Annotated in this window: 17 protein-coding genes; 12 read left to right on the top strand and 5 right to left on the bottom strand. The window is 68.5% G+C overall.

Going from position 1 to position 20881, the window contains the following annotated elements:
* Positions 1-200: 200 nt before the first annotated feature.
* On the top strand, positions 201-3671 hold the full coding sequence (locus tag I4Q42_RS15760; RefSeq protein ID WP_232793190.1) for a TonB-dependent receptor: 3471 nt from the start codon (positions 201-203) through the stop codon (positions 3669-3671).
* Positions 3672-3751: 80 nt separating this feature from the next.
* Here I4Q42_RS15760 and I4Q42_RS15755 read toward each other — a convergent pair whose 3' ends face one another.
* Both I4Q42_RS15755 and I4Q42_RS15750 read right to left on the bottom strand, forming a co-directional pair.
* A complete protein-coding gene (locus I4Q42_RS15755; RefSeq protein ID WP_198577040.1) occupies positions 3752-4537 on the bottom strand; it encodes a DUF1365 domain-containing protein in 786 nt (261 codons plus the stop codon).
* Positions 4534-5883 carry an NAD(P)/FAD-dependent oxidoreductase gene (locus tag I4Q42_RS15750; protein ID WP_198577039.1) on the bottom strand — a complete coding sequence of 450 codons (1350 nt, stop codon included), beginning with the start codon at positions 5881-5883 and terminating at the stop codon, positions 4534-4536. The genes I4Q42_RS15755 and I4Q42_RS15750 overlap by 4 nt, the downstream gene beginning before the upstream one ends.
* A gap of 129 nt (positions 5884-6012) precedes the next feature.
* On the opposite strand from I4Q42_RS15750, the gene I4Q42_RS15745 reads away from it, so the two are divergent.
* The 5 genes from I4Q42_RS15745 to I4Q42_RS15725 all read left to right on the top strand — a co-directional run bounded on the left by I4Q42_RS15745 (position 6013) and on the right by I4Q42_RS15725 (position 10015).
* Positions 6013-7101, top strand: a complete 1089-nt coding sequence (locus I4Q42_RS15745; protein WP_408611078.1) for an SAM-dependent methyltransferase — start codon at positions 6013-6015, stop codon at positions 7099-7101.
* 23 nt (positions 7102-7124) lie between these two features.
* Positions 7125-7535, top strand: a complete 411-nt coding sequence (locus I4Q42_RS15740; protein WP_198577038.1) for a DUF2177 family protein — start codon at positions 7125-7127, stop codon at positions 7533-7535.
* 65 nt (positions 7536-7600) lie between these two features.
* Positions 7601-8155: a sigma-70 family RNA polymerase sigma factor gene (locus tag I4Q42_RS15735; protein ID WP_198577037.1), complete on the top strand. Its 555-nt coding sequence runs from the start codon at positions 7601-7603 to the stop codon at positions 8153-8155.
* Complete coding sequence (locus I4Q42_RS15730) at positions 8152-8880, top strand: anti-sigma factor (protein WP_198577036.1); 729 nt, start codon at positions 8152-8154, stop codon at positions 8878-8880. The genes I4Q42_RS15735 and I4Q42_RS15730 overlap by 4 nt, the downstream gene beginning before the upstream one ends.
* A 40-nt stretch (positions 8881-8920) precedes the next feature.
* Positions 8921-10015 (top strand): mechanosensitive ion channel family protein, encoded by a 1095-nt coding sequence (locus I4Q42_RS15725; RefSeq protein ID WP_198577035.1) that lies wholly within the window; start codon positions 8921-8923, stop codon positions 10013-10015.
* Here I4Q42_RS15725 and I4Q42_RS15720 read toward each other — a convergent pair.
* Positions 10012-10509 (bottom strand): hypothetical protein, encoded by a 498-nt coding sequence (locus I4Q42_RS15720; RefSeq protein WP_198577034.1) that lies wholly within the window; start codon positions 10507-10509, stop codon positions 10012-10014. The two genes, I4Q42_RS15725 and I4Q42_RS15720, sit on opposite strands and share 4 nt — an antisense overlap.
* A gap of 375 nt (positions 10510-10884) precedes the next feature.
* Between I4Q42_RS15720 and I4Q42_RS15715 the strand changes: the two genes are divergently transcribed.
* From I4Q42_RS15715 to I4Q42_RS15690, 6 genes are all read left to right on the top strand, one after another.
* A complete protein-coding gene (locus tag I4Q42_RS15715; protein WP_198577033.1) occupies positions 10885-12168 on the top strand; it encodes an allantoate amidohydrolase in 1284 nt (427 codons plus the stop codon).
* 95 nt (positions 12169-12263) lie between these two features.
* Complete coding sequence (locus I4Q42_RS15710) at positions 12264-13484, top strand: pyridoxal-phosphate-dependent aminotransferase family protein (protein WP_198577032.1); 1221 nt, start codon at positions 12264-12266, stop codon at positions 13482-13484.
* A gap of 133 nt (positions 13485-13617) precedes the next feature.
* Positions 13618-14529, top strand: a complete 912-nt coding sequence (puuE, locus tag I4Q42_RS15705) for an allantoinase PuuE (protein ID WP_198577031.1) — start codon at positions 13618-13620, stop codon at positions 14527-14529.
* Positions 14526-15047, top strand: coding sequence for a 2-oxo-4-hydroxy-4-carboxy-5-ureidoimidazoline decarboxylase (uraD, locus tag I4Q42_RS15700; RefSeq protein ID WP_198577030.1), 522 nt, complete (start codon positions 14526-14528; stop codon positions 15045-15047). The genes puuE and uraD overlap by 4 nt, the downstream gene beginning before the upstream one ends.
* 1 nt (position 15048) lies before the next feature.
* Positions 15049-16233, top strand: coding sequence for a urate hydroxylase PuuD (locus I4Q42_RS15695; RefSeq protein ID WP_198577029.1), 1185 nt, complete (start codon positions 15049-15051; stop codon positions 16231-16233).
* 2 nt (positions 16234-16235) lie between these two features.
* Complete coding sequence (locus I4Q42_RS15690; RefSeq protein WP_232793200.1) at positions 16236-16916, top strand: TetR family transcriptional regulator; 681 nt, start codon at positions 16236-16238, stop codon at positions 16914-16916.
* A gap of 181 nt (positions 16917-17097) precedes the next feature.
* Here I4Q42_RS15690 and I4Q42_RS15685 read toward each other — a convergent pair whose 3' ends face one another.
* Together I4Q42_RS15685 and I4Q42_RS15680 are read right to left on the bottom strand one after the other, a co-directional pair.
* Positions 17098-18414 carry an amidohydrolase gene (locus I4Q42_RS15685; RefSeq protein WP_198577028.1) on the bottom strand — a complete coding sequence of 439 codons (1317 nt, stop codon included), beginning with the start codon at positions 18412-18414 and terminating at the stop codon, positions 17098-17100.
* A 171-nt stretch (positions 18415-18585) separates the two neighbouring features.
* Positions 18586-20790, bottom strand: a complete 2205-nt coding sequence (locus tag I4Q42_RS15680; protein ID WP_198577027.1) for a TonB-dependent receptor — start codon at positions 20788-20790, stop codon at positions 18586-18588.
* Positions 20791-20881 lie beyond the last annotated feature (91 nt).

Genomic DNA, 20881 nt, shown 5'->3' with positions numbered 1-20881 from the left:
TGCCTGGAAGCTACGCCCGCCCGCATATTTGCCATTATCGACATCGGCGGATCGATTTCGATTTGATCCCGACGCCATGTTTCGCCTTAATGACACCGGTAGCTATTTTAATGACACCGGTGGCGGTTACCGTTACCAACAAGAAATAGATGCGGGTGGCCGTCCAAGAGCCTGCCCGTTGGGAAGAACTGGGAGGGAATATGTTGCAAGTCACCTCGCGGCGGAGCCGCGCCCGCGTGCTATGCGACCGCGCGTCGCTCGGCGCTCTGACCGTCGCCGGCAGCCTGCTGATGGCCGGCGCCGCTTTCGCCCAAACCACCCCGGCCGCACCGGCCCAGACCGAGGAAAGCACGGTCGAGGAAGTGGTCGTCACCGGCTACCGCGCCGCCCTGCAGAGCGCCCTCAGCGTCAAACGCAACTCGAACGTGATGGTCGACGCCATCAACGCCGAGGACATCGCCGACTTCCCCGACGCCAACCTCGCCGAGTCGCTGCAACGCCTGCCGGGCGTGTCGATCGACCGCGACAACGGCGAAGGCCGCACCATCACCGTCCGCGGCCTGGGTCCCGACTTCACCCGCGTGCGCCTGAACGGGCTGGAAGCCCTGTCGACCGCCGGCTCGAACGACTCGGGCACCAGCGGCAACCGCACCCGCGGCTTCGATTTCAGCGTCTTCGCCTCGGAGCTGTTCAACTCGCTGAAGGTCCAGAAGACCGCCTCGGCCGAGACCGACGAAGGCTCGCTGGGCGCCACGGTCGACCTGCAGACCGGCCGGCCGCTCGACTTCAAGGGCCGCCGCCTGGCCCTGTCGGTGCAGGACGCCTATTACGAGGCCGGCAAGCATCACAACCCGCGCATCGCCAGCCTGGTCTCCGACCGCTGGGACACCAACTGGGGCCAGTTCGGCGCCCTGTTCTCGCTGGCCTACAACGAGCGCAACAGCACCATCGACAGCTACGCCCGCCAGGCCGGCCAGTCGGACTACACCTATCGCGGCGCCACCTTCGCCGGCACCTCGCTAAACACCAACGGCACGTCGATCCTGCAGCGCCAGGGCTTCGCGGCCCCGACCGGCACCGCCTGCAACAACGGCGTCGTTCCCGGCGTCAACGTCACCAACGTCGCGCTCTGCAACGCCCTGCGCGGTTCGAACCCGACGGCCTACGCCCTGATCAACAACCCGATCGGCGCCCAGCTGACCCGCGCCGGCGGCGTCACCACCACGACCGCCCCGGGCTCGCTGATCCGCATCCCGGCCCTGCCGACCATCAACCAGCAGGAGCTGGAGCAGGAGCGCCTGGGCATCACCGGCGCCCTGCAATGGCAGCCGACCGACCGCACCAAGATCACCTTCGACGGGGTCTATTCGCGCTTCTACAACAGCTCGACCAACTACCAGATCAGCGCCGTCGGCCTGAACCGCAATAACACCACCGCCAACTACAACACGGCCGGCGCCAGCAGCACGCCCACCGTCAAGCGCGGCCTCTACGCCGGCTGCAACTACACCGAGGGCAGCACCGGGGCCAACAACACCCTGGTGTCGCAACCGCTGGACTGCGGCCAGTCGCTGAACGGCCTGACGCCGCTCGCGGGCTACCAGTTCAGCTACAACCCCAACAACCGCGATCCCTACGAGTACTACAACAACCCGCTGTCGCCGGGTTACATCGCCAGCGCCGACGGCCTGGCCATGCGCGACCTGTTCATCGGCCGTCCCAGCGTCAAGCTGATCGACGCCGCCCTCAGCGAGAGCGGCGCCAACGCCAGCTACCTGAAGCTGGGCAACGTCGACATCCGCTCGGCCGCCGACCAGCAGTACTACACGACCTTCTTCCAGCAGGGCTCGCTGACCCTGGAACACGAGTTCACCGACAAGTTCCGGATGACCGCCCTGTGGGGCAAGTCGCGCTCGTACAACAAGGGCACCGGCCTGCTGGCCGACTACCTCAAGCTCGACTCCGGCAACGGTACGGCCGGCAACGACTACTTCGTCTATGACGAGCGGGTCGGCGGCTCGATGCCGTTGGTCAATTTCGGCTTCGACGCCACCAACCCGGCCAACTGGGACTTCGTGAAGGGCTATTCGTCGCTGCGGATCTACCGCTCGCTGACCGACAACCGCTACACCGGCACGCGCTTCGACTTCACCTACGACGCCGACGACAACCTGACGATCAAGTTCGGCGCCACCCAGCGCAAGTACGGCTTCTTCACCTCGCGCACCGGCCGCGCCGGCGGCTCGTCGGGCGAGACCCTGAACCCGTCGTTCAAGGAAGCGGGCAGCTCGGTGGCGGCCACCAGCCGCCTGATCAACTGGGGCAACGGCCTGGACGTCCCGGCCGGCACCACCACCGCCTTCCTGGCGCCCGACCTCGACAAGTTCACGCAGTTGTTCGACTTCAATTGCGAGTGCATCAACAAGTGGGGCGACTGGCGGACCTCGACCCTGTCGAACCCGGCCAACACCTACGGCGTGGATGAAACCGACACCGGCGCCTACGTGCAGTTCGACTACCGCACCCTGGTCCTGGACCGGGAACTGCGCGGCAACGTCGGCACCCGCTACGCCATCACCGAGGTCGACTCCTACGGCTTCACCAACCTGAACCGCCCGATCTACGGCGAGAACAAGTACACCGACGTCCTGCCGTCGCTGAACATGGCCTACGACCTGACCGACAGCCTGCTGCTGCGCTTCGGCGCGGCCAAGGTGATGGCGCGTCCGCTGCTGGCCAACCTGGCGCCCAGCATCACCGCCTTCAGCGCGCCCAACAGCTCGGGCTCGACCACCGGCGGCACGCTGACGGTCGGCAATCCCAAGCTCCAGCCGTTCCGCGCCATCAACCTCGACCTCAGCCTGGAATGGTACTTCGGCCAGGGGTCGCTGATCTCGTTCGCGGTGTTCGACAAGGACGTCCGCAGCTTCCCGCAGACCGTCGTCAGCTCCTCGACCCTGGCCGACGTGCTACCGGCCCAGGCGATCGCCGACTTGATCATCGGCATCAACGCCGGCACCGGGACGCTCGACCAGAAGAACGCCCAGGTCGCCTACATCAACAACCAGACCTTCGACGTGCGCCAGTACCGCGACGCGCCGGGCGGCTATATCCGCGGCTTCGAGATCGGCTACCAGCAGAACCTGACCTTCCTGCCGTGGTTCCTCGACAAGCTGGGCGTCCAGGCCAACTACACCCACCTGGAATCGGAACTCAGCTACATCATCGATCCGGGCGCGCTGGAGATCCGCAATTCGTCGGGCGTCGTCACCACCCCCGGGCGCGCCCAGGTCGTGGCGCCGGGTCCGTTCACCGGGGCCTCGCCGGACTCGTTCAACGTCACCGTCTACTACGAGACCGACAAGTGGTCGGCGCGCGTCTCCACCGCCTATCGCGCCAAGTACTACACCCAGTACCCGATCGCCTCGGGCAGCTGTAATCCGGGCTACTGCGACTCTCCGCTGGTCAACGACTTCCTGGGCAGCGAGTCGACCACCAACGTCGACGCCTCGTTCAGCTACAAGTTCACCAGCAACCTGTCGTTCAGCGCCGAGGCCCTGAACCTGACCAACGAGACCAGCAACCGCTTCGGCTATGCCGACGATCCGGTGGTCACCCAATACGCCGCCCCGGGCCGCCAGTTCTTCATGGGCGTCCGCTACGTGTTCTGACCGCTCTTCCTCCCCGGAAGGACGACGACTGGCGGCGCGGGACCTTCCCGCGCCGCCTTTTTCTTTTCAGCCGGTTCTTTTCAGGCGGTCGGCGCGGGGCTTTCCCGTCTGGCCTTCTTCAGGGCCAGGCGCGGATTGGGAAAGAAGCGGAAGCCCTTCAGCAGTATCCGCACCGCCTCCCAGTGGATCGCCGCCAGCACCCCGATCACCTGCCAGGGATGGGTCAAGGCCGCCCGCAGCAGGGCCGCGTCGGTCAACGGCTCGCGCCGGCCGGTGAAGCTGGCCGCCAGCACCCGCCCCTCGTCGTCATGCACGTCGATGCCGATCCGCACCGCCTCGCGCGGCGGGACCAGGGCGAAGGCGTAGCGCAAGTCCATCGGCAGGAAGGGCGAGACATAGAAGGTCTTGTCGCAGCCCTGCACCACCACCCCGTCCTCGCGGGCTTCGGCCGGCAGCACGTAGTCGCGCCGCTCGCCGAAGGTGTTGCTGACTGCATAGACCACCGCCGCCAGCCGGTCATCGCGGTCGTGGTGGAAATAGACCGCCAGCGGGTTGAAGCCGTGGTTCAACAGCCTGGGCATGCACAGGGCGGCGATGCGGCCGCCGGGCTGGAGCAGGCCGTGAGCCTCCAGCAGCGCCTCGATCTGCGGCTTGACCGGCTCGCGCCGCCGCCCCGCGTGGTCGCGGTCGTGATAGCTGAGCAGGTTGGGGCCGTTGTGCGAGAACAGTCGCAGCCGCCGCCCCGCCGCCTCGATCTCGTCGAGATCGAGCAGCAGCATGAAGATCCGATAGCTCAGACGATGGCGGCGCGGCCGGGCGCGGTCATGGACGACGAGGCCGGAATAGAGGGCCGAGCGCAGGGTCATGCGACCAGTTCCTCATCCAGGGCGGCCGGCGCCGTCGCGCCCAGGGTGATGCGGCCCGACGGATCGGCGACCTGCCAGGGCCGGCGCCCGCCGCCCAGCTGCTCGGCCACCGCCAGGCCGGCCTGAAGCCCGTCCTCGTGAAAGCCCGAGCCGAAATAGGCCCCGGCGAACCAGGTGCGCCGCACGCCTTGCAGCGACCACAGGTCCGCCTGGGCCGCCATGGCCGCACCGTCGAACAGCGGATGCTCGTAGACCTGGTCGTGCAGGGCCGCGTCCGGCGCGCGGTCGGGATTGAGCGACAGGAAGAACGGGTCCGCGCTCGGCAGCGGCTGGAGGCGGTTCATCCAGTAGGTGACGCCGCCCCGCCCTTCCCCGCCGCGATGACCGACGTGGTTCCAGCTGGCCCAGGCCGAGGCGCGGCGCGGCATCAGGGCCCGGTCGCGATGCAGCACAGCGCGGTTGCGGCTGTAGCGGAAGGCGCCCAGCAGAGCCGTCTCTTCCGTGGTGGGCTTGGCCAGCATGGCCAGGGCCTGGTCGGCATGGGCGGCGATCACCACCTGGTCGTAGCGGCGAACCTCGCCGCGTCCGTCCTCGATGGTCACGTGGTCGGGGTGGCGCTCGATCCGCCGCACCGGCCGCGACAGCAGGATCTCGCCGTCGGTGTCGGCCGCCAGGGTCTCGACATAGCGCCTGCTGCCGCCGGCCACCGTGCGCCAGATCGGCCTCTTGTCGATCGGCAGCATCAGGCCGTGATTGTCGAAGAAGCGCAGGAAGGCCCGGGCCGGGAACTGGCGGATGTCGGCCAGCGAGGTCGACCAGATCGCCGCCGCCTGCGGCAGCAGGTGGTCTTCCTGGAACGCCCGGCCGAAACCCTGGGCGTCGAGATAGTCGGCCAGGCTGCAGAACCCGTCGTCGCCCAGGAGGCGGGCGTCGCGCGTGCCGGACCGGTAGAACCGCACGACGTCGAGCAGCATCCGCAGGAAACGGGGGTTCACCAGGTTGCGCTTCTGGGCCAGCAGCTTGGTGGACGAATATTCCAGCGCCCCGTCGTCGAGCGACACGCCGAACGACATGTCGCTGGCCGCGGTCTCGACGCCCAGGTGCGCGAACAGCGCCGTCAGGTTGGGATAGTTCGGCTCGTTATAGACGATGAAGCCGGTGTCCACCGCCGCTCCGCCGACCTCCACCGTATGGGCGTGGCCGCCCAGCCGGTCGTCGGCCTCGTACAGCGTCACCTCGTGCTGCTTGGACAGCAGCCAGGCCGCCGACAGGCCCGAAATGCCGGAGCCGACCACGGCGACATGCTGGCGGCCGGAGAGACGGGGAGACGGACTGGACAGCGACAAGGCGGGCTCCTGGCAAGGCTATGCTTGCAGCTACGGAGCGGCGTCGCCCTTGGACGCATGCATCCGTCCATCGTTCCGCGCCGTAGCTTCCTCGAAGATGGCCTGAAGCGGCGATCCGACGGAGGGACCATGACCGACGCGACGATGCTGGCCGAGCGGGCTCCAGAGAGCGAGCGCGGGCGCGCCCAGGCGGGCCTGGTCCGCAGCCTGGTGCGTCTGGCCCAGGATGCTCCGGTTCCCGACGTCGTCTCGCGGCTGGCCATCGACCGGCTGGTGTCCAGCGCCCGTCGCTCGCTCGAGGACGCCCCGTCCGATGCGACCCGGCGCTTCGCGGAAGCGATGGGCGAGGGCCCGATCGCCACCCATGTGGAAGACGCCAACACCCAGCACTACGAGCTGCCGGCCGCCTTCTTCGAGGCGGTGCTGGGGCCGAACCTGAAATATTCCAGCGGCTTCTACCCGCCGGGCGCCGACACCCTGGCCGAGAGCGAGGTCGCCGCCCTGCGCGAGACCGAGGAACACGCCGACCTGCGCGACGGCCAGGCCGTGCTGGAGCTGGGCTGCGGCTGGGGCTCGCTGTCGCTTTGGATGGCGCAGCGCTTTCCCAATTCGACGATCACGGCGGTGTCGAACTCGGCTCCGCAGCGAGCCTTCATCGAGGCGCGCGCCGCCGCCCGGGGCCTGACCAACCTGACCGTCGTCACCGCCGACATGAACGTCTTCGACACCGGCCAGCGCTTCGACCGCATCGTCTCGGTCGAGATGTTCGAGCACATGAGCAACTGGCGGGCCCTGCTGGCCAAGGCGCGGACCTGGCTTAAGCCCGACGGCCTGCTGTTCATCCACGTCTTCACCCACGTCACCACGCCCTACCGCTTCGAGGCGGACGATCCGGACGACTGGATCGGCCGCTACTTCTTCAGCGGCGGCATCATGCCCAGCCACGATCTGGCCTGGCAGTTTCCCGACCTGTTCGAGGTGGCCATGGATTGGCGCTGGAGCGGCGCGCACTACGCCCGCACGGCCCGGCAATGGCTGGAGCGGTTCGACGCCGCCCGGGCCGTGATCGATCCGCTGCTGGTCGAGGTCTATGGCGACCACGCCGGCCTGTGGCGGCGGCGCTGGCGACTGTTCTTCCTGGCCACGGCCGGCCTGTTCGGCCATCGCGGCGGCCGCGACTGGGGCGTCAGCCACTATCGCCTGCGGCCCGTCGCCTGAAACACCCGATCCAAGGACCCAGCATGCTTCGCTACGCCGCCGGATACCTGACGACCGCCGTCGTCTTTCTCGCCCTCGACGCCGTCTGGCTGACCCAGATGGCCGAGCGCCTCTACCGCCCGCACATCGGCGCCCTGATGGCCGACAAGCCCAACCTCCCCGCCGCCGTGGCCTTCTACCTGATCTACATCGCCGCGGTGCTGGGCTTGGCGATCCTCCCGGCCCTGCGGCCCGACGGCGGCTGGCAGCGCCTGCTGACCAGCGCGGCGCTGTTCGGCTTCGCCGCCTACGCCACCTACGACCTGACCAACCAGGCGACGCTGAAAACCTGGTCGACCGTCGTCACCGTGGCCGACATGGCCTGGGGGGCGTTCGTCACCACGGCGGCCGCCTCGGCCGGCTATTTCGTCGCCAGTCGGCTTGGCGGACGCTAGCCGTTGCCAGCCTCGCGGACCCGTGCGACCGTCCGTCGCAGATTCAGGCGCCAGGGGGCCCACGGTTGGACGCAGACACAAGCCGCGCCTTGCTTTCGCGGGCCCTCGCGCGTGTCGCCAACCGCGATCATGACGCCCTCAAATACGTCTATCGGCACACCTCGGCGAAACTGCTGGGCGTGGTCCTCCGTATCTTGAACGATCGCGAGGAGTCCGAGGACGTGCTGCAAGACGTTTACCTGACGGTGTGGAACAAGGCCGACCGGTTCGATCCGGACAAGGCCAGCCCCATCACCTGGCTGGTCAGCCTGGCCCGCAACCGCGCCATCGACAAGCTGCGTTCGCGGGGCTCTCGGGTGATGACCGGCGTCGAGGAAGCCGAGGCCCTGCCCGACTCCGCCCCGCTGGCCTCGGCCCGTGTCGAGGCCGACGAGGACCGCCTCCGCCTCGACGGCTGCCTGGACCAGCTCGATCCCAAGCATTCGGGCGCGGTGCGCAAGGCCTTCTTCGAGGGCCTGACCTATGACGCCCTGGCCCAGGCGGTGGGCGTGCCGCTGGGCACGATGAAGAGCTGGATCCGGCGCAGCCTGATCAGCCTGCGGGCCTGTCTCGAAGCATGACCGACGCGACCGACATCCCGCCCGAAGGCGAAGAACGGCCCCTGGCCGGCGAGTACGTGCTGGGCGTGCTGGACGCGGACGAGCGCGCCGAAGCGCAGCGCCGCATCGCCGTCGAACCCGCCTTCGCCCGCTCGGTGGCCTGGTGGGAGGAGCGCCTGACGTCCCTGGCCGCCGACACCCCGTCCGTGATTCCGTCCGACGGCCTGTGGCCGCGCATCCAGAACCTGATCGTCGAGCCGCTGAAGCCCTCGGCCTGGAGCAACGTGGCCCTGTGGCGCGGCCTGACCGCCGGCGCCCTGGCCCTGGCGGCCGCCAGCGTCGTCATCGCCGTCCTGCCGCGCCCGGCCCCGCCGCCGGTCGTCGCCCCGACCCCCGCCAAGCCGCAGGCGGCCGAGATCGCGTTCATCGCCGACCCGGCCACCAACAAGCCGATGGTCGTCGCCACCCTCGACCACGCCACCGACCAGGTGATGCTGACGCCGATGGGCATGAAGATGCCGGAAGGTCGCGACGCCGAGCTGTGGATCATCCCCGAGGGCCAGAAGGCCATCTCGCTGGGCGTGATCCCGACGAACGCGCCCAAGCGCATCCCGATGCCCAAGGACCTGCGCGGCGCAGGCACCTACACCGCCCTGCTGGCCGTCACCGACGAGCCGATCGGCGGCTCGCCGACGGGCGTGGCTACCGGTTCGGTGCGCGCGGCGGGCAAGTTCCTGAGAGGCTAAACCGGGAGCCTAATCCCCGCCCGAAGCGTTGGCCCCGGTCATGAAGGACATTCCTGACTGGCTGCCGGACTGGCTCACCGATTCCGTCTGGCTGATCGCCTGGGCGCCGCCCTGGATCATCAGCCTCGTGGTGATCGCCCTAGCTGTCGTTTTGGCCTGGACGATCCACGCCGTGGTCGTGCGGGCCGTGCGCCATTCGCTGTCCAAGCACGACGCCTTCTGGCAGGCCCTGATCGCCCGCACACGGCGGCCCACCCGCATGGCCTTCGTCGTCGCGGCCCTGGGCGCGGCCGTCTCCGTCGCTCCGCTCGACGCCGCCCAGGCCGAGACCGCCAAGCACGTGCTGCTGGTGCTGTTCATCCTGCTGCTGGGCTGGATGGCCATGACCGCCCTCGACATCGGCTCGGCCCTCTATCTGCGGGGCTTCAAGGTCGATGTCGAAGACAACCTGCTGGCCCGCAAGCACATCACCCAGATCCGCATCCTGCGGCGGGCCATGGCGATCCTGGTCGGCATCTTCACCCTGGCCCTGGCGCTGATGACCATCCCCGGCGTGCGGCAGTGGGGCGTCAGCCTGCTGGCCGCCGGCGGCGCGGCCTCGGTGATCGTGGGCCTGGCCTTGCAGCCGCTGCTGACCAACCTGATCGCAGGCATCCAGATCGCCGTCACCCAGCCGATCCGCATCGACGACGCCGTCATCGTCGAGAAGGAGTGGGGCAATATCGAAGAGATCAACGCCACCTACGTGGTGGTGCGCCTCTGGGACTGGCGACGGATGGTGCTGCCGCTCAGCTATTTCATCCAGACCCCGTTCCAGAACTGGACCCGCGAGAACGCCGCCCTGATCGGCACGGCCATGCTCTATGTCGATCCCGCCGCCCCCGTCGATCGTCTGCGCGCCAGGCTGGAGGAGATCGCCAAGGCCTCGCCGCTGTGGGACGGCAAGGTCGTGAACCTGCAGGTCACCGACATCACGGCCGAGGTCATGGAGATCCGCTGCCTGGTCAGCGCCCGCAACGCCCCCGTCACCTTCGACCTGCGCTGCGAGGTGCGCGAGAAGATGATGGCCTTCCTGCGCGACGAAATTCCCGACGCCTTCCCCAAGCGCCGGCTGGCGTTGGCGGAGGCGGGTTAGCCTCGCTCGCCCGACCTGTCCGACGGACAGGTCGGCGGCGCCGGCAGGACGGCCGGCGGCGGGGCCTCGACCGTCATGGTCGGCGCGCAGGTCTGGATCACGGCCTCGCCCGAGGCGCTGGTCGTCGTCGCGGGCTTGTCGCGCAGCATCTTCTCCAGAAGCTGGCTGACGGTGTCGACGGTGATCTCGCGGCCGCCCTGGATCAGGTTCTTGACCAGTTCGCTCGCCGTCTCGGGCGCGACCTTGCCGCTAGCGACCAATGGCGTGAGCAGGTCCCAGACATCGCCCGCGTCCAGCTTGGCGTTCGGTCCGAGCCCGCGCGCCCTGGCCCGCGCCTCGACCTGCTCGGCGGCGTCGCGCAGGCGCTCGGAACTGACGGCGGGCTGTTGCGGCGCTGGCCCGACGCGCTCCGCGCCGCGAATGGCCGCGGAAAGGGAGAAGACGGCATAGGCCGCTATGCCCGCCCACAACATGTGCTTGGCGGCGTCGAACACCAGGCGCCACGCCTCGGGTTTGGCGCCGGGCTGGGAAGAGATGGGGATTGGCGCACTGGCCGGTGGTTCGGACGGGCCTGCCTCGCCTGAGCTCTCCGCCATGCCACCGCCCCCGCCGCAGTCCTCACGCGTTCCGTTCAGCCTGACACAATTTATGAGAACAGGCGATCAGACTTCTACCCTACGGAGAGCGTCGATCATCGCCGCTCTCGACGCCCAACAAGTAAGTGATTTATGACTTACAAGCAGGCGCCTGCCTCGCCGGCTGGCGCTTGGGCGAGCAATCGGGCGGCAACTTAGCCGCCCGGCGCTTGCCGAGGGGGACGGGCGGGCGCAGCCTGCTACCGATAGGGCGACGAAACGGCGGGGAGCGTGGTGACGCAAGGGTTCGAGATCGGCGCCAGGGCCAAGGCCCGCTGCGACCTGATGGGCGCGGCGCCCTTCAGCGAGGCCGACGACATGCTCGTGCGCCGGTTCCTCACCTCCGCCCACAAGGCCGCCCTCGACACCCTGAAGTTCTGGATGGAAGAGGCCGGCATGAGCGCCCGCCTCGACGCCGCCGGCAACCTGGTCGGCCGCTACGAGGGCGCGACGCCGGGCGCCCCGGCCCTGCTGATCGGCTCGCACATCGACAGCGTCCGCAACGGCGGCCGCTACGACGGAGCGCTGGGGGTGATGCTGGCGATCGACGTGATCGAGGCCTTCCACCGCCAGGGCCGCCGCCTGCACTTCGCCATCGAGGCCATCGCGTTCGGCGACGAGGAGGGCTCGCGCTTTCCGGCGTCGATGGCGTGCAGCCGGGCCGTGGCCGGCACGGTCGATCCCAAGGTCATGGAGATGACCGACGCCGAAGGGACGAGCTTGGCCCAAGCCTTCGCCGCCTTCGGCCTGGACCCGACGCGCCTGACCGAGGCCGCTCGCAAGCCGGGCGAGGTCTTCGCCTTCCTCGAAGCCCATATCGAGCAAGGTCCGGTGCTGGAGGCCGAGGGCCTGGCCCTGGGCGTCGTCAGCGCCATCGCCGCCCAAAAGCGCCTGATGGTTCGGTTCAAGGGCATGGCCGGCCATGCGGGCACCACGCCGATGGGCCTGCGCAAGGATCCCGGCCCGGCCGCCGCCGAAGCCGTGCTGGCCCTGGAACGTGTCTGCCGCGAAGGGCCGCTGGCCGGGACCGACGGCCTGGTCGGCACGGTCGGCCGGCTGACCGCCCTGCCCGGCGCCTTCAACGTCATTCCCGGCGCCGTCGAGTTCTCGATGGACATCCGCGCCGAGACCTCGGCCACCCGCGACGCCGCCGTCGAGGCCGTGACCGCCGAGATCGAGGCCATCGCCGCCCGGCGCGGCTTGGCCGTTTCGGTCACCCTGATGCAGGCCCTGGCCGAGAGTCCCTGCGACACGGGCCTGACCGACCTGCTGTCGGCCGCCGTGGCCGACCAGGGCGGACCCGCCCGCCGCCTGCCCAGCGGCGCCGGTCACGACGCCATGGTCATCGCCGACCTCTGCCCCACCGCCATGCTGTTCATCCGCTGCGAGGGCGGGATCAGCCACAACCCCGCCGAAGCCGTCACCGACTCCGACTGCGCCCTGGCGGCCCAGGCGATGGTGGGGTTCGTCGAGCGACTGGCGGCACAAGGTCCCCGCCCTTCGACAGGCTCAGGGTGAGGACCTTGAATGCCGAAGCCGTGGAAAAACGACCTGTCAGTAGCCCTCATCCTGAGCCCGTCGAAGGACGAGGGCGGACCAAGAACGAAGTGCCGATGACCGACACCTTTCGCGAACTCGACCACCCCGCCCGACTGCTGATGGGCCCTGGACCCATCAACGTGCACCCGCGCGTGCTGCGGGCCATGTCAGTGCAGCTGCTGGGCCAGTTCGACCCCGAGTTCACCGGCTACATGAACGAGACGATGGCGCTCTATCGCGACGTCTTCCAGACCCAGAACCAGTGGACCTTCCTGATCGACGGCACCTCGCGCGCCGGCATCGAGGCGGCCCTGGTCTCGACCCTGGTGCCCGGCGACGACATCGTGGTGGTCAACGCCGGACGCTTTGGCCTGCTATTGGCCGAGATCGCCGAGCGCTGCGACGCACATGTCACCTTCGTCGAGGGCGAGTGGGGCAAGGTCGTCGATCCGCAGGCGGTGGAGGACGCGGTCGCACGGGTGAAGCCGCGCCTGGTGGCCTGCGTGCACGGCGACACCTCGACCACCATCGCCCAGCCGATCGAGGCGATCGGCGAGATCTGCGCCCGCCACGACGCCCTTCTGTATGTCGACGCCACCGCCACCCTGGGCGGCATGAGCGTGCCGGTCGACGCCTGGAAGGCCGACATCGTCACCGCCGGCCTGCAGAAGTGCCTGGGCGGTCCGTCCGGCTCGGCCCCGATCACCATCAGCGACAAGGCCGCCGACCACATCTTTTCCCGCCGCCATGTCGAGAAGGGCCTGGCGACGCCCGGCGCGGGAGGGGTCGGCCGCCGCATCGCCTCCAACTATTTCGACCTGGCGATGATCATGGACTACTGGTCCGACAAGCGCCTGAACCACCACACCGAGGCGGCCAGCATGCTGTTCGCCGCCCGCGAATGCGCGCGGATCGTGCTGGAGGAAGGGCTCGAAGCCCGCTTCGCCCGCCACGCCCAGGCCGGCGCCGCCATGACCGCCGGGATCGAAGCCCTGGGCCTGACCGTCTACGGCGACCAGGCCCACAAGATGGCCAACGTCACCGGCGTGATCGCGCCCTCTGGCGTCGACTACGACCGGGTGAAGGCCCGCATGCGCACCGAGTTCGAGATCGAGATCGGCGCGGCCTTCGGGCCTCTTGCGGGCAAGATCTGGCGGATCGGGACGATGGGCGTGAACGCCCGCAAGCACGCGGTGCTCCAGACCCTGGCGGCGCTGGAGGCGGTGCTGCGCTGGGAGGGGTTCGTGGCGCCGGCCGGAGCTGGCGTGGATGCAGCGGCGGGGGTGTTCGGATGATGGTGGTGAAGACCCCCTCCGGCCCTCCGGGCCACCTCCCCCAGAGGGGGAGGATCTCGGCCGGCGCGGCGTCCTTCAAGATGCTCCCCCGCTGGGGGAGCTGTCGCGGAGCGACTGAGGGGGCCTGCGGCGCATGACCTACCCCCGCGACCTCGTCGGCTACGGCGAACACCCGCCGCACGCCCGGTGGCCGGGCGGCGCCCGCGTGGCCGTGCAGTTCGTCCTCAACTACGAGGAAGGCGCCGAGCGCAGCGTGCTGCATGGCGACGCCGTCAGCGAATACTTCCTGTCGGAAATGGTCGGCGCCCAGCCCATCGACGGCGCGCGGCACATGTCGATGGAGAGCCTCTACGAATACGGCTCGCGCGCCGGCTTCTGGCGCATCCGGCGGCTGTTCGAGGAGTTTCGCCTGCCGCTGACCGTCTATGGCGTCGCCCAGGCCATGGAGCGGCATCCGGACGTCGTCGAGGCGATGATGAAGTCCGGCTGGGAGATCGCCAGCCACGGCTACCGCTGGATCGACTACCAGCACTTCCCCGAAGACCTGGAACGCGAACACATCGAGAAGGCCATCGAAGTCCACAAGCGGCTGACCGGCGAGCGGCCGCTGGGCTGGTACCAGGGCCGCACCAGCCCCAACACCGCCCGGCTGATCGCCCAGGAAGGCGGCTTCGTCTACGACGCCGACAGCTACAGCGACGACCTGCCCTATTGGGACGACCAGCACGGCCGCGCCCAGCTGATCGTGCCCTATACGCTCGACACCAACGACATGCGCTTTGCCGCCCCCCAGGGCTTCAACAGCGGCGACCAGTTCTTCGCCTATCTGCGCGACGCCTTCGACGCCCTTTATCTGGAGGGCGAGACGGCGCCGAAGATGATGAGCATCGGCCTGCACTGCCGCATCGTCGGCAAGCCGGCGCGGATCATGGCCCTGCGCCGGTTCCTCGAGCACGTGACGAGCCACGACAAGGTCTGGGTGGCCAAGCGCATCGACATCGCCCGCCACTGGATCGCGACCCATCCATACGGAGCCAAGGCATGAGCGCCCCGCCCCTCACCCTGGCCCGGCTCAACAGCATGAACCAGACGGGTTTCGTCACCGCCCTGGGCTTCGCCTTCGAGCTGTCGCCTTGGGTCGTCGAGCGTGCCTGGGACGCGCGCCCGTTCGCGACCGTCGAGGCGATGCACGGCGCGATGATGGACGTGCTGAACGCCGCCTCGACCGACGACAAGCTGGCCCTGATCCGCGCCCACCCCGAACTGGCCGGCAAGGCGGCGATCGCCAAGACCCTGACCGCCGAGAGCACGGCCGAACAGGCCGGCGCGGGCCTGGACCGGCTGACGCCCGAGGAGTTCGCCCGCTTCCACGACCTCAACGCCGCCTATGGCAAGGCCTTCGGCTTCCCGTTCATCATCGCCGTGCGGCTGAACGACAAGAGCTCGATCCTGCGGGCCATGCAGGCGCGCCTGGCCAACGACCGCGAGGCCGAAATCGCCGAGGCGATCCAGCAGATCGGCCTCATCTCCAAGCTCCGCATCCAAGACGCCGTGACGCAATAGTATGGACTATGATCTCGCCGCCTGGCTGAACCTGGCGCTCCGCTGGCTGCACGTGATCGCGGGCGTCGCCTGGATCGGGGCCTCGTTCTACTTCGTCTGGCTCGACAACAATCTGCGCGCCCCCGAACCGCCGAAGGATGGCGTGAAGGGCGAGCTGTGGGCCGTGCACGGCGGCGGCTTCTACCATTCGCAGAAGTACATGACGGCCCCGGCCCACATGCCGGGCCACCTGCACTGGTTCAAGTGGGAGGCCTACACCACCTGGCTGTCGGGTTTCGCCTTGCTGTTCGTGCTCTATTACTGGGGCGCGCCGGTCTATCTGATCGACCCGGCCAAGCACGCCTTCAGCCACTGGCAGGCGGTGGGCGTGGGCCTGCTGTTCATCTTCGGCGGCCTGGCGGTCTATGAGGGCCTGTGCCGCTCGCCGCTGGTGGAGCGCCCTCGCCTGTTCGGCATCGTCTGGTTCGCCGCCCTGATCGGCGCGGCCTACGCCCTGCAGCACCTGTTCACCGACCGCGGGGCCTTCATCCATGTCGGCGCCATCATCGGCACGGCCATGGCGGCCAACGTCTTTCTCACGATCATCCCCAACCAGCGCAAGATTGTCGCCGACATGCTGGCGGGCCGGCCGGTCGATCCGCGCCTGGGCGCGGCGGGCAAGCAGCGCTCGGTGCACAACAACTACATGACCCTGCCGATCCTGTTCATCATGATCAGCAACCACTATCCGGCCATCACCGGCCATCCCAAGGCCTGGCTGCTGCTGGCGCTGATCGGCGTGGCGGGGATCTCGATCCGCCACTTCTTCAACCTGCGCCACCACGGGATCATCCGGCACGACTTCCTGTTCTACGGGGCCATGCTGATGTTCGCCGTCAGCGTCATCGCCAGCCAGAAGCCCAAGACGCCGGCCGTGATGGGTCCGGTCAGCTTCTTCGAGGCACAGGCCATCGTGCAGAAGCACTGCGTCACCTGCCACAGCGCAACGCCTACGCACCGCGGTTTCTCGGCGCCGCCCAACGGCGCGACCTTCGACAGCCCCGAGCACATCGCCCGCTATGCGCCCAAGATCCGTGAGCGCGCGGTGATCAGCACGAGCATGCCGCTTGGCAACGAGACCCATATGACCGATGACGAGCGCGCCAAGCTTGGCGCCTGGATCGAATCCGGGGCCAAACTGCCCTGACCCTGCTGGAGACCGCCCCTTTGTCAGACGCCGATCCCGAGGTTGCCTCCGACGCCCCGGCGCCGCGCAAGCGCAACGCCGAGCGGACGCGCAAGGCGATCATGTCGGCGGCGCTGAAGGAGTTCTCGCAGGCCGGGTTCGCCGGCGCGCGCATCGAGCGGATCGTCAAGGCCGCCAAGTGCAACATCCGCATGCTCTACCACTACTTCGGCGACAAGAAGGGCCTCTACGTCGCCGTGCTGGAAAGCGCCTATGAGGACCTGCGCAACCGCGAAGCCGAGCTGAAGATCGACTTCGAAAAGCCGCTCGACGGCTTTCTGGAATTGCAGCGCTTCACCTTCGACTATTTCGAGAAGAATCCGCGCTTCGAGGGTCTGCTGCGCAACGAGAACCTGCTGCAGGGCCGGTTCGTGGCCCAGTCGCGCAAGGTCACCGAGACGGCCTTTCCCCTGCGCCGCACCATCGAGCGGCTGATCGAGAGCGGCCAGGCCCAGGGCCTGTTCCGCGAAAACCTCGACCCGATCCAGATCTACGTCACCATCGCCGCCATGAGCCGCTTCCACCTGGCCAACGGCTGGTCGCTGTCGGCGACGCTGGACACCGACATGACCACGGCCGAATGGCGCCGGGCCCGGTTGCAGCACGCGCTGGACGTGCTGGAGGGGTATCTGACGGCGGCATAGACGCCCCTTCTCCCCTTGCGGGAGAAGGTGTCATCCGAAGGATGACGGATGAGGGGTCGCACGAACGAAAAACGCCGCGACAGCTGATCGGCTGTCGCGGCGTCTTGCTTTTGAGAGCCCCCTCACCCGACCTCCCTGCGGGAGGCCACCCTCTCCCGCAAGGGGAGAGGGATCCGGAAGGCTACTTCCCCACCACGTTCATCACCGCCAGGGTCATGGCCTCGACGCCCGTCCGGATAGTCGGCTCGGGTATGGGGGCGAAGAAGGGCGAGTGGTTGACGGGCATCGGCTTGCCGGCCGCCTTGGCCTCCTCGACCGCCTTGGGATCGAAGCCGCCGATCATGAAATAGACGGACGGCACGCCAGCGATGATGAACTCCGAGTAGTCCTCGCTGCCCGAGCCCGGGGTCGGCTGAGCGATGGCGTTCTTGCCGAAGGCGGCCTTGAACACCGCGGCGGTCTTTTCGGTCAGGGCCGCGTCGTTGACCACCGCCTTGCCGCCCGGAATGATCTGCAGGTCGGGGGCCGGAGCCGCCGACATCTCGGCCGTGGCCTTGGCGGTGCGGGTGACGCCGGCCAGGATCTTCTCGCGCGTCGGCTCGTCGAAGGTGCGGATGGTGCCGCGCACCTTGGCCTTGTCGGGGATGATGTTGCCGGCGCTGCCGGCCTGGATCGAGCCGACGGTGACCACGCCGAACGCCGCCGGATCCTTCTCGCGGCTGATCACGGCCTGGACGTCCACCGTGAAGCGGGCGGCCATCATAACCGGGTCGATCGAGGCGGCGGGCATCGAGCCGTGGGCGCCGCGGCCGTTGAAGGTCAGCTCCAGCGAGTCCGAGGTCGCCGTCAGCACGCCCGGCTTGAACAGCACCTGGCCGGCGGGCGCCGGACCGACGTGCAGGGCGAAACCGTAGTCGGGCTTGCCGAACTTGGCGATGAAGCCGTCGTCGAGCATGGCCTTGGCGCCGTTGACCGCCTCTTCCGACGGCTGGGCGACGAACACCAGCGTGCCCTTCCACTTGGCCTTCATGGCGACCAGCTGGCGGGCGGTTCCGATCCAGGCGGCCATGTGGATGTCGTGGCCGCAGGAATGGGCGGTGAAGGTCTCCGCGCCGTTCCAGGTCGCCTTGGCCCGGCTGGCGTACGGCAGGCCGGTCTTCTCCTCCATCGGCAGGCCGTCGAGCTCGGTGCGGACCAGGATCTTGGGACCTTCGCCGTTCTTCAGCACGGCCACCAGGCCGGTCTTGCCGACGCCTTCGGTGACGGTGAAGCCCAGGGCGCGCATCTGCTCGGCCAGCTTCCTGGCCGTCTCGACCTCCTGGAAGCCCAGTTCCGGATGGGCGTGGAGGTCCTTGTACAGCGCGTCCAGCTGCGGGTAGTCGCGGTCGAGTTGGGCGTCGACGGCGGCCTTGGTCGCCGGGACGTTCAGCGGCGCGGCCATCGCCGGGGCGGCGAGCAGGGCCAGGACGGCGGCGAGGGTGAAGGTCTTGGGGGTCATGCGGCTCGCGCGGCGGGAGACCGCGCCCTTCTTTCTACGCAAAAACGGTCGTCATCCCGGCCGGACGCCCGCGAAGGCGGGCGGTAGAGCCGGGACCCAGAGGCAGCCGCAGTGCGCCGGCCCCTGGGTCCCGGATCGCCCCTGGCGGGGCGTCCGGAATGACGGATTAAATCAGAACTTCCGGCGGGCGTTGACGCCGACGGTGCGCGGGGTCAGGCCGTATTGCAGGTCCTGGTAGTTGACGCCGCTGTTCTTGTTCATGATGCCCTCGGCGTTGGTCAGGTTGGAGACGAAGGCGTAGACGCCCCAGCCTTCTCCCTCGACCCCGGCACGCAGGTTCACCGTGCTGAAGCCGCCGAACTTGTCATAGTAGACGTAGTTCGGGCGGAAGGTGGAGACCATGTCGCCGGTATAGGCGTAGTCGGCGCGCACCAGGCCGTTGAGGCCAGCCACCGGCAGCGGCCAGACGTACTGGGCCGAGGCCGAGGCCGTCCAGTCGGGCACGCTGGGGATGCGGTCGCCCTTCTTGCCGGTCGAGCCGTCGACCAGGATGTTGCCGTTGGCCTGGTCCTCGGTCAGCTCGGCCTTGGTGTAGCCGATCGAGCCGTTGACCGAGAGGCCGGTGATCGGACGGGCCGCCACCTCGAACTCGACGCCCCGGATGCGGGCGGCGCCGGCGTTGGTGATGAACGAATAGAGGCCGTCGGCGGTCAGGGCGCTGGTCTGGCGGTTCTTCCAGTCGATCTGGTAGACGGCGGTGTTGGCCGTCAGCTTGCCGCCGAACCAGGCCGTCTTCAGGCCCGCCTCGTAGTTCCACAGGCTGTCGGGGTTGTAGACCACCAGCTTGCTGTTCAGGCCCGGGATGTTGTTGGCGCCGCCCGGACGGAAGCCTTCCGAGGCCGTGGCGTAGACCATGGCGTCATGGGTCAGCTTGTAGCTGGCGTTGAACTTGTAGACCCAGCCCGAGGCCTCCGCCGTCTGCGACGAGAAGGCGGCCGGGGCCGCGCCGGTCAGCATGTTGCGCTGGGTGCCGGCGCCCGAGGTGGTCTTGGTGTAGTCGTAGTGACGCGCGCCGACCGTCAGGCTCAGGCCCTCGACCTGCGGCGGCGACCAGGTCGCCTCGCCGAACTCGGCCGTCTGCTTGACGTTGGTGTTGATGTAGCGGGCCGTCACGTACTGCATCGGGCTGTAGGGCAGGCCCGTGGCGGTGCTGGTCAGGACCGTGTTGCTGTCGATGTGATCCTTGCGCAGCTCCATGTAGCCGCCGACGGTCCATTGCAGCTGGCCGTCGCCCTTAGACGACAGCCGCACCTCGTGGTTCCAGGCGCCCAGATAGGCCGGCTGGTAGCCGATCACGCCATAGGCGTTGCCGATATAGGCCTTGTACTGCGGGGTGAAGTCGACCGTGCGCAGCATGTTGTAGCGGTAGTAGGCGCTCGACGCCGTCAGCTCGCCGATCGGGCTCGACCATTTGCCCGTCACGCTGGTCAGGTCCATCTCGGTCGACAGCGGCAGCTTGACGGTGCTGTCGGTCTTGTCGTCGCCCAGGCGGTCGTACCAGCCCTGCAGGTCGTCGGCCTGAGACTTCTGGTGCGTGCGGGTCAGGACCAGCGAGATGTCGTCGGTCGGGGTGAAGCCCAGCATGGCGCGGTAGCCCGACGCGCTGCTGTCGTTGATGTTCTTGGCGCCGGTCTTGACGTTGTCGATGTAGCCGGGACGGTCCTCGGTATAGGCGACGACGCGGGCGGCCAGCTTGCCCTCGATCAGCGGGATGTTGCCCATGGCCTTCAGGTAAGAGCCCTGCGAGCCGCCGTCTGTGTTGCTGGCCTGGGCCTCGACCGAGGCGCCGAACTGGGTGCTGTCGGGCTTGGCATAGATCACCCGAATGGTGCCGCCCATTGAGCCGCCGCCGTACAGCGTGCCCTGCGGGCCGCGCAGCACTTCCACCCGCTCGACGTCGAACAGGTTGAGGTCGGCGGCGTTGTTGGCCGGGTCCTGGGTGGTGCCCGAGGGGCCGGTGACCGAGGTCTCGTCGTAATAGAGACCGGTGGTGGCCTCGCCCGAGCCCTGGACGCCGCGGATGGTCACGCGGCTCTGGCCCAGCTGGCCCTGGGTCAGGTTCACGCCCGGCACCGAGCGGAAATAGTCCTGCAGGCCGGTGGCGCCCAGCTTCTGCAGGCTGTCGCCGGTGACGGCGCTGATGCTCATCGCCGTGGTCTGGATGGTGGTCGAGCGCTTCAGCGCGGTGACGACGATCTCCTCGACGGTCTCGTCAGGCGCGGGCGTGGCGGCGGCGGTTTGAGCGGCGGCCCCCAGCGGCGCGGCCAGGGCGGCGAGCGCCACCGTAGAAAGCAGGATCTTCAGGTCGGTACGCATAGCAGGTCCCCAGTGCATGCATGATCGCGCCCGCTCTGATGGCGGGTCGTGGCTCAAGGCTGGGGTTCGCGCCGATAATATGTCAACGCTT

The sequence above is a fragment of the Caulobacter hibisci genome (assembly GCF_016135805.1).
GTDB lineage: Bacteria > Pseudomonadota > Alphaproteobacteria > Caulobacterales > Caulobacteraceae > Caulobacter > Caulobacter hibisci.
The sequence above is the reverse complement of the archived record's forward strand: the minus strand, read 5'-3'. Positions and strand labels throughout refer to the sequence as shown.